The 14,709-nt window shown below is 68.6% G+C and carries 12 protein-coding genes and 1 pseudogene; 1 reads left to right on the top strand and 12 read right to left on the bottom strand.

Going from position 1 to position 14,709, the window contains the following annotated elements; translation table 11 throughout:
* Positions 1-71 precede the first annotated feature (71 nt).
* The 12 genes and pseudogenes from ABB07_RS17730 to ABB07_RS17780 form a co-directional block, all read right to left on the bottom strand.
* Positions 72-1,088, bottom strand: a complete 1,017-nt coding sequence (locus ABB07_RS17730) for a hypothetical protein (RefSeq protein ID WP_208899615.1) — start codon at positions 1,086-1,088, stop codon at positions 72-74.
* Positions 1,085-3,355 carry a hypothetical protein gene (locus tag ABB07_RS17735; protein WP_208899616.1) on the bottom strand — a complete coding sequence of 757 codons (2,271 nt, stop codon included), beginning with the start codon at positions 3,353-3,355 and terminating at the stop codon, positions 1,085-1,087. The genes ABB07_RS17730 and ABB07_RS17735 overlap by 4 nt, the downstream gene beginning before the upstream one ends.
* Positions 3,355-3,756 (bottom strand): DUF6507 family protein, encoded by a 402-nt coding sequence (locus ABB07_RS17740; RefSeq protein ID WP_279617392.1) that lies wholly within the window; start codon positions 3,754-3,756, stop codon positions 3,355-3,357. Before ABB07_RS17740 ends, ABB07_RS17735 begins: the two co-directional genes overlap by 1 nt.
* Before the next feature lie 151 nt (positions 3,757-3,907).
* Positions 3,908-7,903 (bottom strand): type VII secretion protein EccCa, encoded by a 3,996-nt coding sequence (gene eccCa, locus ABB07_RS17745; protein ID WP_208899618.1) that lies wholly within the window; start codon positions 7,901-7,903, stop codon positions 3,908-3,910.
* Positions 7,900-9,213, bottom strand: a complete 1,314-nt coding sequence (locus ABB07_RS17750; protein ID WP_244189404.1) for a nucleotide-binding protein — start codon at positions 9,211-9,213, stop codon at positions 7,900-7,902. The genes eccCa and ABB07_RS17750 overlap by 4 nt, the downstream gene beginning before the upstream one ends.
* Before the next feature lie 10 nt (positions 9,214-9,223).
* On the bottom strand, positions 9,224-10,579 hold the full coding sequence (gene eccD, locus ABB07_RS17755) for a type VII secretion integral membrane protein EccD (protein WP_208899619.1): 1,356 nt from the start codon (positions 10,577-10,579) through the stop codon (positions 9,224-9,226).
* A 13-nt stretch (positions 10,580-10,592) separates the two neighbouring features.
* Positions 10,593-10,886, bottom strand: a complete 294-nt coding sequence (locus ABB07_RS40875; protein ID WP_244189406.1) for a hypothetical protein — start codon at positions 10,884-10,886, stop codon at positions 10,593-10,595.
* Positions 10,887-10,980: 94 nt separating this feature from the next.
* The gene (locus ABB07_RS17760) at positions 10,981-11,340 is read right to left on the bottom strand and encodes a hypothetical protein (RefSeq protein ID WP_208899620.1); all 360 of its coding nucleotides are present in this window, start codon (positions 11,338-11,340) and stop codon (positions 10,981-10,983) included.
* 173 nt (positions 11,341-11,513) lie between these two features.
* Positions 11,514-11,990: a hypothetical protein gene (locus ABB07_RS17765; protein ID WP_208899621.1), complete on the bottom strand. Its 477-nt coding sequence runs from the start codon at positions 11,988-11,990 to the stop codon at positions 11,514-11,516.
* Between the two features lie 80 nt (positions 11,991-12,070).
* Complete coding sequence (locus ABB07_RS17770) at positions 12,071-12,382, bottom strand: pore-forming ESAT-6 family protein (RefSeq protein ID WP_208899622.1); 312 nt, start codon at positions 12,380-12,382, stop codon at positions 12,071-12,073.
* A 56-nt stretch (positions 12,383-12,438) separates the two neighbouring features.
* Complete coding sequence (locus ABB07_RS17775; RefSeq protein WP_208899623.1) at positions 12,439-12,771, bottom strand: hypothetical protein; 333 nt, start codon at positions 12,769-12,771, stop codon at positions 12,439-12,441.
* Positions 12,772-12,948: 177 nt separating this feature from the next.
* Positions 12,949-14,181 (bottom strand): annotated as a pseudogene (locus ABB07_RS17780) (LacI family DNA-binding transcriptional regulator); the annotation flags it as partial.
* Between the two features lie 166 nt (positions 14,182-14,347).
* On the opposite strand from ABB07_RS17780, the gene ABB07_RS17785 reads away from it, so the two are divergent.
* A complete protein-coding gene (locus ABB07_RS17785; protein ID WP_208899624.1) occupies positions 14,348-14,701 on the top strand; it encodes a VOC family protein in 354 nt (117 codons plus the stop codon).
* Positions 14,702-14,709 lie beyond the last annotated feature (8 nt).

Consider the following 14,709-nt stretch of genomic DNA (forward strand, 5'->3'; position numbering starts at 1 on the left):
CGCCACTGCGCTCAGTACCGGGCCGGAGAGTTCTTCGAGGGCGTCCAGGGACGGGGCTTCGTGGTGGACTCTCACTCCCGGCCGGACAGGTCCTGCACTTCCTCCGGCGACGAGGCTTTCCGCAGCGATCCAGGTGCTACGGTGCCGGATCGTTCGGTGCCCTCCCAGTACATTGCTTCATGCAAAGCCTCAAGCGAGGACAACCCACGCCCCCTGGCCTGACTCAGGTACGCCAACCAGTCCGCCGCAGCGTCGACTGCAATGTGACCCGCAGGGGTTCGCGGCTCGTAACCTGCGGCATCACCGTTCTCGGATGCCCACAGATAGCCGATGACTCGTCCGTTGATCGACACGTCAACGAAATCGACAGGCGCCGAAGTCTCTGCTTCATAGCGCGGTGCATCCTGCGGGATCTTTTCCTGCAGCCGCTCGGTACGCCGCGGAACCTCGAACATGTACCACGAATCGAGAAGATCTGGATCATCGTCCGGGAAATCCTCGAATCCGTACTCTGTCGGTGCGCCGTGAGAACCGGGGTCCCACGGCTGGACCGGGGCCCCGATCAGCTCCGTGATGGCGGCGAGAGCAGCCTTGAGACGGGGCGCATTCTCTTTTTGCACGTCAGGCTGCCTATGGCCACGCAAGTCATGCGAAAGCCAAGCATCGGAGAACGTGTGCAGAGTTGTCGTCGTGGCACCGCTCGGCCATATGTCGATCGATACGACGAAGAGTTGTTGAACGGAGTGCGGCACACCGCTACGCAAAGGCGACCCAGGGAGTGACAGATCAATCGTCACGCAACCAACGTTCTGCCCGCCCAGTTCACTCAATGCATCCAGGAGTACACTTTCGGCTCCGGCTTCAGGGGATTCCACCGGTACCCGATCCACTCGCAGCACTGCTGCACTGCCGGTTGCCGCACCAACGGTGATGTCCGCCTGTGCCCCCGCTTCCGCAAGACCAAATGACCGAAGAGCCGCCCACACATCTAGCGCCTGTCGTACGCATCGCACGAACAGGCCACTTCCAGGGCTGGCAACCTTGGTCTCCCAGGACCAACTGCCAACAGGCTCGATCGTCGTAATCACAAAACTCCTCGTGGATCAACTGTGGCCCCAGGCGGAATCACGATCGTCCCGTCCTCAAGTCGGATCACGAACAGGATGCCACGCCCCTTGTCACTCTTGAACGGGTGCTCGCCGCGGTGAACCTGCAGAAGTTCCTCCGGAATTCCCCTGTGCTCCCACTCGGCAATAGTACCCTGCCCATCCACGAGCATGATCTTGTGGTCGGCCGCCGACTTGGAGAGCTGGCCAAGGTGGTCGGGCTTGGAGATGGAGTTGAACGGGTTCCTCGGATTATTGAGCCTCTTTAGCTGGTAGCCCCAGCTATGCCCTGACTCATCCGTTACTCGCACATCGAGATCAGCTTTGATCGATTGGTTCTTCACTTCGAACTCGATGTTGCGGAGTCCACGCCGGTAGAACTCATCACCAAGGCGAAGCTGGTCAATAGCCCGAGGGAATTGATCCGGTTTACTCGATCCGAGCATCGAAATGGCGTCCCTAAACCCGGGACACTTGGCCAGGTGCCCAGAGCTAATGATATCGGCCACTTCACGTCCGGCCGGATATTCCGCCAACCTGCCGATGGCCGTCTCGAGCACCTTCGGCTTGATGTTGTTCTTGGGTATGTTGTCCAGCGCCTCGCGCAGGCGCCGCTCCGCTTCACCGCCGAGCTCGAGAGGCCCCGGCGGAACCGGTTCTGGGGTTTGCCCATGCCCGGTGGGACCGCCGCCTGAGTTCCCTCCCCCGTCACCGCCGCCGGCATCGGTCTGACCCAAATGGTGGTGTTCCGAGATCGAACCACCAGCGCCGCTTTGGTGCTCTCCATGTCGATCCGCCCCAGCGACGTGAGCGTCACCTGCGTGGTTGCCAGCACCTGAGGCCTCATGACTTGCGTTGCCACCACCAACCGAGTCATGGCTCGCGCGCGGGGAAAGGCTGCCGCCCCCATGGGTGGTTGCTTCGGGCGCTCGGCCTCCGACGCCAGCCAGTTCTCGATCATCTGGCCGGGCAGGCACCACGCGGTCACCGGCGGCAGGCTCGTGCGTGACCAGGCCGGTGTCGGGCGTGCCGTCGGGTTTGAGGGCGATGAAGTTGCCGTCCTTGTCGACCCTGTAGCGGTTGCTGAGGTCGTCCAGGGCGCCGTCGGGGAACCTCGTCTTCGGCAGCCGCAGGTGTTCGCTGACGTTGGTCAGTACCTCGGAGACCTTCGGCAGATCGGACAGGGCTCTCGCCGCCCTCGCGGCGCCGGAGATCGGATCCAGGGCACCTCCGACCTTGGACACCGTGCTGGCGGCTTCGACGAATCTGCCAGCTTTACCCAGCTTGGCGAGCGCCCCGCCGGCACCCCCGACCAGGGTGAGGATGTTGAAGCTGGTGACGGCGTGGGCGCGGGCCGGGTCCTTGTGCCACTCGTCGTAGGCGATGAACTGCTTGCCGAACTCCTTGGCGTACGCCTCGCTGCCGCGCTGCCAGTCCGAGAGGTGGTCGCCCTCGCCGACCGCGTCCATGCCGTAGGCGTAGGCACCGACGACGGTGCGTCTGAGGCCGTCCCAGGTCTGGTGCTGTGCGTCGGAACCGTTGACGCCCAGGAGGTTGTCCTCGAAGGTGCCCAGGCCGACGAAGCCGCCCCAGAGACTGTCCTTGACGATGCCGTCCCAGGCCCAGCTCTTGATGCCGTGGCCCCACCAGTCCATGCTCCAGCGGTCGTAGGTGCGGGCAACGGGAGTGCCCCACGGCAGGTCGGGCATGGACTCGAGCTTGTCGACGCTGATGCCGTACGTGCCGCCCTCGTCGCCGACGGGGCGGCACAGCGCCGGGCTGATGGCACCGATCTTGACCGCCGCGTTGTGCTCCGCCTTCTGAAAGCCCACGACGGCTTCCGCCACGCCGTGCATGAGGGCGTTGTGCTCGTCGACCTTGTGCTGGTCCTTGGTCCAGCCGTCGTCGCCTTCGACGCTGTCGACGAAGGCGATCGCCTTCTCCTTCAGATGCTTCAAGCGGTCCGCATACGGCTTCGCTTCGCCGACGAAAGTGTCCAAGGCGTCGGCCAGGGACTCGATGTGGCCGGCGAACTCGTCCGCCGTGTCCATCACCGGCTGGGTGGAGGAGAGGAGCTGGTCCGCCTCCGGCGCCTTGTAGAAAGCGCCCGTCGCCTGGAAGCGTGAGTGGACGTCCTGACCGGCGTTACGGATGCCGATCGCGTGTGTGCGCAGCTCGGTGACTGCTTTGGACAACGCGCTGAAGTCGCCGGTGTACTGGGGTATCCCCCCCGGCTCGATCATGTCCACTACGCCCCGCCCCCGTGGTGCTTCGTCTGCTCTCCCACGGCCCGAAGCTCGGCCGGTGTGGGCGCCTTGGCCGCGTCACGTTGGGCCCGGGCGGCCATCGCCAGGTCACCGTCGATGTAGGCACCGGTCGCCTTGACCGTCCCGTCCATCGTCTTCTTGATACGGGCCGCCATGAACTTGATCGAGTCCTCGGTGTCGGACACGAAGTTCGCGACCGCGGCACCCACCGGCCCCACCGGCGGGCCACCGCAGTACGGGCCGCTGATCGTGCCCGCGGACCCCGCCGCGTCCTGGACGCTCGTCCCGTAGCCCTTGATGTCCTTGCTCAGGTCGTCGGCCGCAAGACCCACCAAGGACAGAATGGACTCCACCCCGCTGGGACTGATGTCCCACCCCGTCACGTCAACCCCCGTTGCGTCTAATGCAGATACGTTCCAGCAGCGCTGCTCAGCGTCGCACGCGCCACTGACAACAGGACATTCATCCCTATCAGATCAGTTGTTGCAGCAGCCACACGCTTCTGGCCAAAGGCACAGCGAACCCATCGACTGGTCATGTCAGTGTCTGCGTTGGCTCGGTCTCGGGTGCGAGGGCGGTCTGAATCAGCTGGTGGCGGCGGCCGCGGCGGACCAGTGTGCCGCGGCCGGGCGGCTGGGCGGAGGCGTACAGACCGGGGAAGAGCTGACCTTCGGTGCGGTCGCCCGTCATCACCAGTGCCGTGGCGCCGGTTTCGCGCAGTGCCGTCAGGAACGGCTCGTACAGGGCCCGCGATGATCCGGCGACCCGGCGGGTGACGACGAAGTGCAGGCCGATGTCGCGGGCCGAGGAGATGTACGGCAGGAACGGGGAGAGGGGCTGCTGTCCGGCCGCGGTGAGGATGTCGTAGTCGTCGACGAGGATCACGATCCGCGGGCCGGTGAACGACGGCTCATCGGTCAGGGCATCGGGATCGGGGGCCTCCGGCAGGCGTTTTGCCAATTCGGTGGCGATGCCGGTGGCGAGCGCCTGGGAGAGCGCGGCGTTGTGCGCGTAGCCGCCGCGGTACGGCTCCGGGATCACTCCCCGCAGGCCGCGCCGCGGGTCGAACACACCGAAGACCAGCTCGTCCTTGTCGTAACGGGCGATGAGGGAGCGGGAGACGAGCCTGAGCAGATTCGTCTTGCCGCACTCGTTGTCGCCGAGGACCAGGAGGTGCTGGTCGGCGCCGAACAGGTCGAGGACGGTCGTGGAGAGGGTGTCCTGGTCGACGCCGATCGGGATCGCGTGCGGTTCCGCCACGGTGGAGGGCAGACGCTGCGCGGGCAGCCTGGTCGGCAGCACCCGCACGGGCGCGGCGGTCTCACCGTGCCAGGTGGCGCGCAGGGTGGCCGCCGCCTGCTCCAGGGCCTGGCCGAGGCCGTCCGTCGTGGCGTGCGCGTCGATGCGAGGGAGTGCCGCCTGGGCGAACAGCTTGCCGTCCGTCAGAGCCCGGCCAGGGGTGTCCGCCGACAGGGTCGCGGAGAGCTTGCGGTCGACGGAGGAGTCGGCCGGGTCGTTGAGACGCAGTTCGATGCGGCTGCCGAACAGGGACTGGGTGGCGATGCGTACGTCGTTCCAGCGGAGCATCCCTGCCACGACATGGATGCCGTAGCCGCTGCCGCGCTTGAGCAGGTCGGCCACATCGTCGTCCAGGTGGGCGAAGTCGTCACGCAAGGCGCCGAATCCGTCGATGAGCAGGACGATGTCGGTGGAGCCGAGTTGGGGAAGTTCCCCTCGTCCGCGCAGGGCCCGCAGCTGGTCGACCGAGTCGATGCCCCGTTCGCGGAAGATCTCCTCGCGCTCGGCGAGCATGGCGCGCACCTCGGCGACGGTGCGGGCGGCGCGTTCGTGGTCGGCGCGGGTCGCGATGCCGCCGACGTGCGGCAGGTCCGCCAGGGCGCTCAGACCGCCGCCGACCAGGTCCAGGCCGTACACGGCGACGTCACGCGGGGTGTGGGTGAGGGCGAGGGAGAGCGCGAGGGTGCGCAGCAGGGTCGTCTTGCCGGAGGCCGGGCCGCCGATGACGGCGGTGTGGCCGCCCGCGGTGTTCAGATCGTGTATCCAGGGGCCCTGCCACTGCCGGGCCGGGTCGTCCAGGACACCCAGCGGCACCCGCATCGGGCCGTCGGCGACGCTGAGCCGGAGGCCGTCCGCGGATGCCTGTACCGGGCCGGCGGCCGTGTCGAGGGTGAGGGCTTCAGGCAGCGGCGGCAGCCAGATACGGCGCACAGGTTCGGCGGCGCCGGCGAGCCGGTCGACCGCCACGCCCAGAACTGTCGGCCCGGCCTCGCGCTCACGCGGCGCCGGCGCGTCCTCGCCCGGCTCGGCAGCGGGGGCGTTGAAGGCGGGATACGTCCAGGCGCGGGGTTCGGCGTCGGTGGTGCTCTCGTGTACGACGGGACCGCGGTACGCGCCGGAGACGAAGCCCGCCTTGAAGCGGGTGTAGGTGGAGGTGTCGACCTTGAGGTAACCGAAGCCGGGCAGGGGCGGCAGGTGGAAGGCGTCGGTGGTCTCCAGGACCGTACGCGACTCGTCCGCAGAGAACGTGCGCAGACCGAGCCGGTACGACAGATACGTCTCCAGCCCTTTGAGCTTGCCGCCCTCGATGCGCTGGCTGGACAGCAGCAGATGGACACCAATGGAGCGGCCGATGCGGCCGATCGACAGGAACAGGTCGATGAAGTCCGGTTTCGCGGTGAGGAGTTCGCCGAACTCGTCGATGACGACGAACAGATGCGGCAGCGGCTCGAGGTCGGGCCGGGTAGCGGCGCGCAGGGTGCGGTAGTGCCCGATGTCGGCGACGTTGCCCGCGTCCTTGAGGACCTGCTGACGGCGCTTGATCTCACCGGCCAGCGAGGTGTGCACGCGCTCCACCAGTCCGGCTTGGTTCTCCAGGTTCGTGATGACGCCCGCCACGTGCGGCAGGCCGGCGAACGGGGCGAACGTGGCACCGCCCTTGTAGTCGACGAGGACCATCGCCAGATCGTCCGGCGCGTGCGTCGTCACCAGGGCCAGTACGAGGGTGCGCAGCAGTTCGCTCTTGCCGGAGCCGGTCGCGCCGACACAGAGTCCATGCGGACCCATGCCGAGTTCGGCAGACTCCTTCAGGTCGAGCAGCACCGGTTGGTGCCGGTCGTCCAGGCCGATCGGCACGCGCAGGAAGTCCCGTTCCCCGCGCGGCGCCCACGTCCGGGCCGGGTCGAGGGCGGCCATGTCGTCGATGCCGAGCAGCTGCGGGAAGTCGACGGGCCCGGATACGGGCGTGCCCTCGGCAGCGGACTCGGCGGACAGGCGCAGCGGCGCGAGGGCCCGGGCGAGGCCCTCGGCATCGGGGAGCCCTGTGCGGTCGAGGACCCCGTCCGTCCGTACGACCTGCTCTCCGCGCAGGTCCTCCACTGTGACCCGGGCGCCGTCGACGGTGATCCGTACGGAGACGTGATCGGGTTCGTGGACCTGCTCGGCGAGCAGGTGCAGCACCGTGACCCCCATGTCGTCCAGGGCGACGGCGGCGTCCGGACGCGGTAGCTCTACGGCGTTTTCCCCGTACGCGTCGCTGAGGACCAGTAGCCGGTCGGTCAGGGCGAGCGCCTTGTTGTCGGACAGCCCGCGGCGCACTTCGGCCGCGTACGAGGCACGCCGTCCCAGATCCGTGCCGATCACCTGAGCCAGCTGAGCCATGCCGGGGGCGATGCGCCGAGCGGCGACGGCCCCGTCCTGTTGCTGCGGGTCGAGGACGTGCGGGAGCCACTTCGCCCACTCCCAGTCCTCGATACGGTCCACGGGGGCGGCGAGCGCGACGGCGACGTCGTCCGGGGCGTGGGTCACGGCGGCCTGCACGAGCAGGGACCGGGCAACGCGCAGCACCCCGGCGCGGTCGCCGACGACGCTGACGTTCCCGGCGCGGTCCAGTGGCACGGTCAGCGGATAGTCGGACACGGTGGTGTAGCGGGCCTGCAGGGCGCGTGCCTCGTTCAGCATGAACGGGTCGGGCGGGGTGAGCACGCCTCCGACCGCCTGCTGGCCGATGGTCAGCTCCTGCACGGGTACGTCACCGACACCGACCCGCACGTGGAGGAAGTCTGTGTCCGTGCGGCGCCGCTCCCACAGCCGCGCGGGATCGCGTAGCACGTCGTACAGGGCCGTGGGCGCGGGATGCAGCAGCCGGGCGGCATGACGATGCTCGCGCTCGGCTGCGCCCAACTCCGCACGCAGCTCCTCCAGATACTCCAGATACCGCTCGCGCTGAACGCGCCGCTGCCGCTGGGCCTTGCCGCGCTGCGACAGGAACAGGGCGACCGCACCGAGCAGCGCGATGACGAGCACGACGGCGCCCAGGCCCGCGAACTGGCTGGAGCGGATCACCGTCATCATCACGACCGAACTCATGACGCCGGCCATCGGCAGCAGTGCGGTCGCCGGGCTGCCGGTCTTGCCTTCGGGCAGGTTCGGCGGAGGCTCGATCGTGCGGGCCGCCGGCGGGAGCAGCGGACGGGTCGAGCGGGCGGGGCGATGGATCTGTTGCTGTGTCAACGCACCCGCACCGCCCTCTGCAGTGCCTCGGCGGCGAGCTGGGTGGCAGCGCGGCGCGTGGTCTCACCCAGCCGATCGGGCATGATCGGTCCGCCACCGGCCAGGTGCCGGTCGTAGGGCAGATGCACGAGGGTGACTCCGGTTTCCCGCAGATGGGCCGTGGCGGCCTTCAGGTCGAGGTTCGCGTCGGGTGTGTTCGAGGTGAGGGCCACGACGGTGGAGGCGAGCGCGGCATGCGGCAGCCCGCCGAGCCAGTCCAGGACGATCCGGGTACCGCCCACCCCTTCGGCGGTGAGCGGGGCGACGACCACACGCGCGTGCGCGGTGTCCATCGCCGTACGGGCCACCTCGCCGGGCAACGTCTCGCAGTCCACGACCGTGACGGCGAAGTAACGCCGCAGCGCGAGCGTCACGGTGCGGTAGGTCGCAACGTCCAGCGGTGCGCCCACCCGCCCCTGACTGGCGGGCAGCAGCCAGCCGCCGTCCGCTACCGGCACCAAGTAGCCAGTGATATCGGTCAGTTGCATCGAAGGAGTGAGGATCCGGGCGAGCTCGACGCACGACCAGCGGACGGACTGAGCGCCCATCCGCACCGGCAGCGTGCCCAGGGCGGCGTCCGCCTCCAGAGCGAGCACGGGGTCGTGCCGATAGTGGCTGAACGCCCGCGACAGCAGTGCGGCGGTCGTGGTCTTGCCCACGCCACCGCGGATCGACGTCACAGCGATCACCCGGCCCGTGGTCACCGGCTGCTGCACCATGCTGCCCAGCCGACTCTCCACGGCGACCTCCTGCGCGGCCGACGAGGTCAGCTTGCGCAGCGACCGGCCCGAACGCCGGACCAGCGAATCACCGTGCTGGGGCGAACCGAGCGCTATGGCGAGGCGCGGGTCGAGCGTCGGCACCGGCTCGGGCGTCGCCATGGGCAGCCGGGCCTGGCGGGGCGGCCGTACAGCGGGGGAGCCGTTCGGTGGCGTCGCCGGGGTCTGCGGGACTGCCTCGACGCCGGAAGCGGGGGACCCGGTGCCGGGGTGGGCCTGGGCCGACGGCGCCGACGGAACCCCGGTCGCGGGGCGCGGGGATACTTGAGCCGGGGTCTGCGGAGCGGACCGCTCCTCGTCTCCGCGCGAGACCGGCCCCGTGGTGTGTTGCTCGCGGGACCGCCGACCCGGGTTGGGACGCTCCTCGTCCGGATCGCGCACGGGCAAGGGCGGCCGGGCGGCACCGGGCGCAGGCTGCTCGCGCGCCTCGTCGGCCGAGCCTGCGGTCAGCTCACGCAGCACGTCGTCCTGCCAACGGCCGGAAGTCGTCATCACCGCCACCTCACGCGAAGGTGCCCAGCAGCCGCCCGTACACCCCGAACACTCCGAGGACCAGCGGGAACAGAGCGACCACACCAGCCGACTCCAGCATGTCACCGGCCTTGCGCAGTCGAACCCGGACATGCTCGGCGGGCTGCACGGCCAGCACACCCAGCGACACCACGACCAGTACGCCGAGAACGGCGAGCGGTGCCGGGGCTCCGGAGTGCTCCCGCCACAGCCAGGCCAGCCGCAGCGCTACCGCCATGGACGCCGCGAGCAGTACGACCACCTCCGCCACCAGCGGATAGGCACGCGCTCGCAGCGCGAGGACGAACGCCACGGCGACAGCCAGCAACACCGTCCACACCGTCACCGTACGCACCGCCAGCACTCCGGCGACCGCACCGCAGACCGCGGTGACGACCGTTGCCAGCGCCAGACCCCGATGCGTGGCGGCCAACGCGGTCGCCACCTGATGACGACTGACCGACGACCCAGCAGAGCGGCGGTCGTCCAGCCCGGACAGACCGGACGCCGCCAGCGCCAGCCGGGGCAGCACACCAAGCGCGACTACGGACACCACGGCGAGCAGCGCCCCCGCACGTGCCGAACCGGCTCCGCCGGACTGGAACGCGAGCGCCACCTCCCAGCACACGCCCGCTCCGGCCAGCGCCCCTGCCCCGACCACCGCACCCCGCCCGAACGGCGAGAACCAGCCGAGCAGCAACAGCGCCAGCACCAGGACCGAGAGCACGGCGGCCAACCGCACGGCTCCCAGCCAGCCCTGAGCGTCGGCAACCGACCAGGCACCCTGCACACCCACAGCGGCACTCACCACGACCAGCGCAGCGGCAAGCCCCTTGTGCCCCGCCCGCCCCAGCAGCGCACCGGCCACCGCGGCCATCACTGCGATCACCAGGAGCGACCATCCCGCAGTCTCGGCCTCGAACCCCTGACGCGCCATGAAGCCGACGGCCGACGCCCAGACCACACCCGCGCCCGCGGCCGTGATCCGCCGCGCCCGCGCGTCCCACCGCCAGGCCCGCACATCCAGATCGCCGGCCGCCTCGTCACTCACGTCATGGACCACCGGCGCGGACGGCGCGTCCTCGACCCGGACCAGCCGGAGTACGGCGCCGTCGGGCACTCCCGCCGACTCCAGCGTGGCATCCGGCTCCAGAGCACTTCCGTCAGCCGTCACCAGGTGCCGGGCCTGCGGACGTTCGGCCACCCGGTCGTCGAGCAGCCGCATCACCTCGGGCAACAGCAGTCCGACCGGCTCCCGGGCCGGCAGCACCAGATCCACCCGACGCCGCTCACCGACCAACGTGACTCGACTCAGTGCCGTACGGCTCACAGTCCCCCGGGATATCACGCGTTCGAACCTATCATCGGGCCGAATTCGCAGGCTGCGATGGAGCGGTGGGCTGACCAGAGGGCGTTGACACAGGAACAGAGGTCCCGTACGGAGCCTTCCCGATCACGCGATGTGCGATGAAGGACCACCCCACACACCCGGCACACACCACGGCGGCGATCACCACTCCCGCGAATGCCTTCCCGAGCCGCTCGTCCACGGTCCGCCGCTGCCGCTGCGCCCCGAACAACACGGCATCACGCAACCGCCGACGCCGTACCGCCACGGACTCAAGAAGCTGACTGTCGTAATCCTGGGCTGACATCACTCAAATCCGGTTCGCTGGACATGCGGGTGCTCGTCGAACATCTTCTCGCCGTGCGGATTCCGGACGCAACGAGGCAGGGGCTGGGCAGCGGTCAGCAGCGCAGGCCGACGATGCCCCAGCCCCGGCGCTCTGCCTCCGTGACCACCTCGCCCCAGTCGGTGAGAAGGTCGGCAAACGACTCGAACATACCGATCCGTCCGCCGGGCTCCGCGGCGTGCTGAATGAACGGCTCGCGCAGTGTTTCCAGGTGAGTTTTCACCTGCTGCCACCATCCAGCGAGCGGGGGTACCTGATCGGGCGGACACCACAGCGAGAGGTCCGCGTCCCAGGTGCACGGTCGGCCAGGGAGCCCTGAACCGGCGCCGGTGGCGTCCTCCAGCCCGTGCCAGAACAACGTGTCGGCGAACCGGTCCACCACCTCACGCACCTTCGGCTCGACGAACTCGCGCATGTGCTCCCACCGAAAACCGGCCCAGGCGTGCGGTTTGTACGAGCCGTGCGTGTTCCGGAAGGCATACCGGCCGAACCAGTCGTCACCCGGCTGCGTGGACCACGACCAGCCATGCTCGAAGAGGTCGTCGCTGTACGCCTCGCCGAACGCGGCCGTACGGCGCGGACACGGATCTACGACGGCCAGACGACCGCGCCGTCACGCACTACCAACGGTGCGGGCCGGGGCTCTTCGTAGAACCGGATCCATCCCAGATGGACATCGCCATCGGAGCCTCGGTGCCGCTCGCTGGCCTTGGTCGCGAGCCAGCTGAGGAGTTCACCAGTGCGCTCGAAATCGTCCGGGTGGATTTCCTGTCGGCTGGTCAGCGCCCAGCCCTCCTGCCCCGCGTCCTGTAGACGCAGCAACACGGAGACAAGTGCGCCCCCAACCTTGTAGCCACCACCCTGCTGGCCGAGAAGGGGCTCCGGATCGTCCTCGATGACGAACTCTCCGTCTTCGTCCTCCACCACGACCGGAAATTCGGTGACGATACGGAACGTGTCCGGCTGGGAGCCGGCACCCAGATGCCATCGCAGCTCCGTGAGTTCCCCCGCCGACAACTCGTCACGCAGGTCCAACGCGAGCATCAGCTCGAACATGTCAGCCATGGTCGCGCAGGCTACAGATGCATGGCCTGCTCGGGCGAGCGGCGCCGACGGGAGCGGAGAGGGACACCGCCAACCGCCGGTCAGCCGATGTTGTCGACCGCTGCCTTCGCCTTGGCGAGGGTGGCCTGAGCGGTGCCGTCGTTCTGCTCCAGCGTGTTGCGGACCAGACGGATGATCTCGCGCACCTCTGCCGCGGCCTTGTGCCAGCGGACCTCCTTGCCGTGGTACTCGTCCGAGACACCGTCGGCCTGGAAGTCGGCCATCGCAGCCTTGACCGCCCGGTCGCGGTCGGTCAGCACGCGCTCCAACTGGCCGATGATTCCGGACAGGCTGGTCTGTACGTCGGCGGAGGCACCGGTGTCGTACGAGCGGCGGTCCTGATTCTGAGCCATGATCGAGTCCCCCTTGAAAACGGTGGCGATAGCGGTGAGTTCCTCCTCGACGGCGGTTACCGCGCGCCGAAGCGGGCGGCGTCGAAGTTGGCAGCGCCCATGTTCTGGTGCGCGTTGTCACCCAACTCCACGTCACCACTGCCGAATGCGGTGTCCATACCGGACTGACCGCCGAGGATCGCGCCCAGCGAGCCGTTCAGATCTGCCGTGATCTCGTCGGCATGCGCCTTGAACGTGTCGAACGCGGCCTTGCCGGCACCGTTGAACTTGCCCTCCAGCGGTTCGGCCGCCTGGATCAGCAACCTGATCAGCGTCCCCAGGTCGTCGCTTGAGCCGACGGTGCTCTTCCCGAGCTGCGACAGGGTCGTCGACCCCATGTCGAACTTCATCCACCCACCCCGTAAGCGTGTTGTGTGCTGGGACTACTCAATCGCCGCCGCTTCACCTTGCGGCGCCAGAGCCCACAGTGCGTCGAACATCTTCTCGCATCCCAAGTTGCAGGCGCAACGCGAAAGGGGCCGAAGTGGCCTGATCTGGTGCATGCGACAGGACAAGGCTGAGGGCCATCAGATCATCCGAGACGAGCTCGTGTCGCCGAATCGGTCGATGCAGCCTGGATGAGCGTTGAATCGCCGAACGCCTACGAGGAAACGGCAGTGCCTCGCAACAGGGAGCACGCGCACCGATGAAGTCGGGCACAGGGCCATGCGGGCGTCGAGGGACGCCTCCCACTGTGCGGTGAGACCGAGCATGAGGCGCTGGCGCATGCCAGGGGTGACGTGGGCGTAGCGTGCGGAGACCGAACCGTCGAGGTGGCCCATGCGCTCGTCCATGAGTACCTTCTCCGTACCCAGGTCCTCCATCATCGTCCGGTGGGTGTGACGGAGGCCGTGGAGGGTGAGTCCCTTGGCGATTGGGAGCCAGCAGGCATCAGCACGATCGGTGGCACCCCGCCCTCGCGCCGGGACGCGGGGCCATGGCTCACCGAGGATGGGTACGGGACGGGCCTCCTGTGGCGCCTTCTTCGGGTACCAGCCGGAGACCGCCGGCGTGAACAACCAGGTCACAAAACCGTTCCTGCGCCAGTGGGCTGCATGCCCCGACACAGCGCCACCTCGCACGAATCCAAGGTCGGCCACGGCCTTCTCGACCCGCACCCGCGTAGCTTCGGCGACGCGGTGGGGGTGGTTGAGGACATTGGACACCGTTCCCGTGGAGACCCCGGCCAGCCGGGCTACGTCGGCAAGCTTGGCGCCGTGGTGGCCGCCGGTCCGCGCTGCCCCCTGGCCTCGGAAGACGTACGTCCTCCCGTGGCAGGGGCAGGGTGTCGGTTTCGTGCGGGCGATGTGGTCGAACACCAGGGCCGACAGCCAGTCCATCGCGTCGATGGTCCGGTAGCTGTCGTCCTTGGGCGGACAGCGCACCAGCTCGCCAGTGTCCGGCTCGTACAGCTGCCACTCGACGCGGAACGCGCCAGGCCGGACGAACTCCGTCTCCAGGCCGCCGATTTCGCCCCAGCGCTTACCCGTATAGCCCTTGAGGACGACGGCGACGAACTCATCGTCGCGGCCGGAGAGCAGGGCAGTTCGCTCTGCGGTCAGCAGGATGCCGAGCGCGTCGGTGACGACCTTCTCCGGGCCGCGGTTGCGGGAGCGGCCAGCGCGTTTACCGCGCCCGCGCCGCCGGGCGGCCGGGTGGGACGTGATCAGACCCTCGTCGATCGCGTCCTCGAAGATCAGGTGGAGCGTCGAGCGCCAGGTCTTGACGCTGGAGGCCGCGTACACGGCTTTCTCCTTCTCGCGCCGTCGTTCTCCTCGAGCATGTTGCGGAGGCGCCGGTGTCGCACGCGCCGCTGTCCATCTGGTGCACGACCGGCGGTGACGTGGGCGTGGCGAACGGAGACGGAGGCCGGACCGCACGGAAAACCCCCTCATCTCCAAGCCCGGCCACGTCTAAGCTCGGCCGATGACCTTGGAATGGGAACAGGTAATCGTGCACTCGGCGGATCCCGTGGCCCTGGGGCGGTGGTGGGCCGAAGCTCTTGGCTGGGTGGTGGTCTACTCCTCCGATGACGAGTTCGAGATCCGTCCGGAGCCGGATCGCCTGCCGGGGTTGGACTTCGTCCGGCTTGATGAGCCGAAGAAGGCCAAGAGCCGGCTGCATCTCGACTTCCGGCCGGATGATCGGGACGCCGAGGTGGCCCGGCTCGTGGCGCACGGCGCACAGCGGGTCGACATCGGCCAGGGTGATCAGTCGTGGGTGGTGCTGGCGGACCCCGAGGGCAACGAGTTCTGTGTCCTCGGCCCACGGAGCCAGTAGCCGGCTTC

Origin of the sequence: Streptomyces incarnatus (assembly GCF_001027185.1) — a bacterium.
Classification (GTDB): domain Bacteria; phylum Actinomycetota; class Actinomycetes; order Streptomycetales; family Streptomycetaceae; genus Streptomyces; species Streptomyces puniciscabiei.

Bases quoted from the DNA above. Each gene is read 5' to 3' on its own strand.
- ABB07_RS17750 (WP_244189404.1), bottom strand. From the start codon at position 9,213: ATGACGACTTCCGGCCGTTGGCAGGACGACGTGCTGCGTGAGCTGACC.
- ABB07_RS40875 (WP_244189406.1), bottom strand. From the start codon at position 10,886: ATGTCAGCCCAGGATTACGACAGTCAGCTTCTTGAGTCCGTGGCGGTA.
- ABB07_RS17760 (WP_208899620.1), bottom strand. From the start codon at position 11,340: ATGCGCGAGTTCGTCGAGCCGAAGGTGCGTGAGGTGGTGGACCGGTTC.
- ABB07_RS17765 (WP_208899621.1), bottom strand. From the start codon at position 11,990: ATGGCTGACATGTTCGAGCTGATGCTCGCGTTGGACCTGCGTGACGAG.
- ABB07_RS17770 (WP_208899622.1), bottom strand. From the start codon at position 12,382: ATGGCTCAGAATCAGGACCGCCGCTCGTACGACACCGGTGCCTCCGCC.
- ABB07_RS17775 (WP_208899623.1), bottom strand. From the start codon at position 12,771: ATGAAGTTCGACATGGGGTCGACGACCCTGTCGCAGCTCGGGAAGAGC.
- ABB07_RS17785 (WP_208899624.1), top strand. From the start codon at position 14,348: ATGACCTTGGAATGGGAACAGGTAATCGTGCACTCGGCGGATCCCGTG.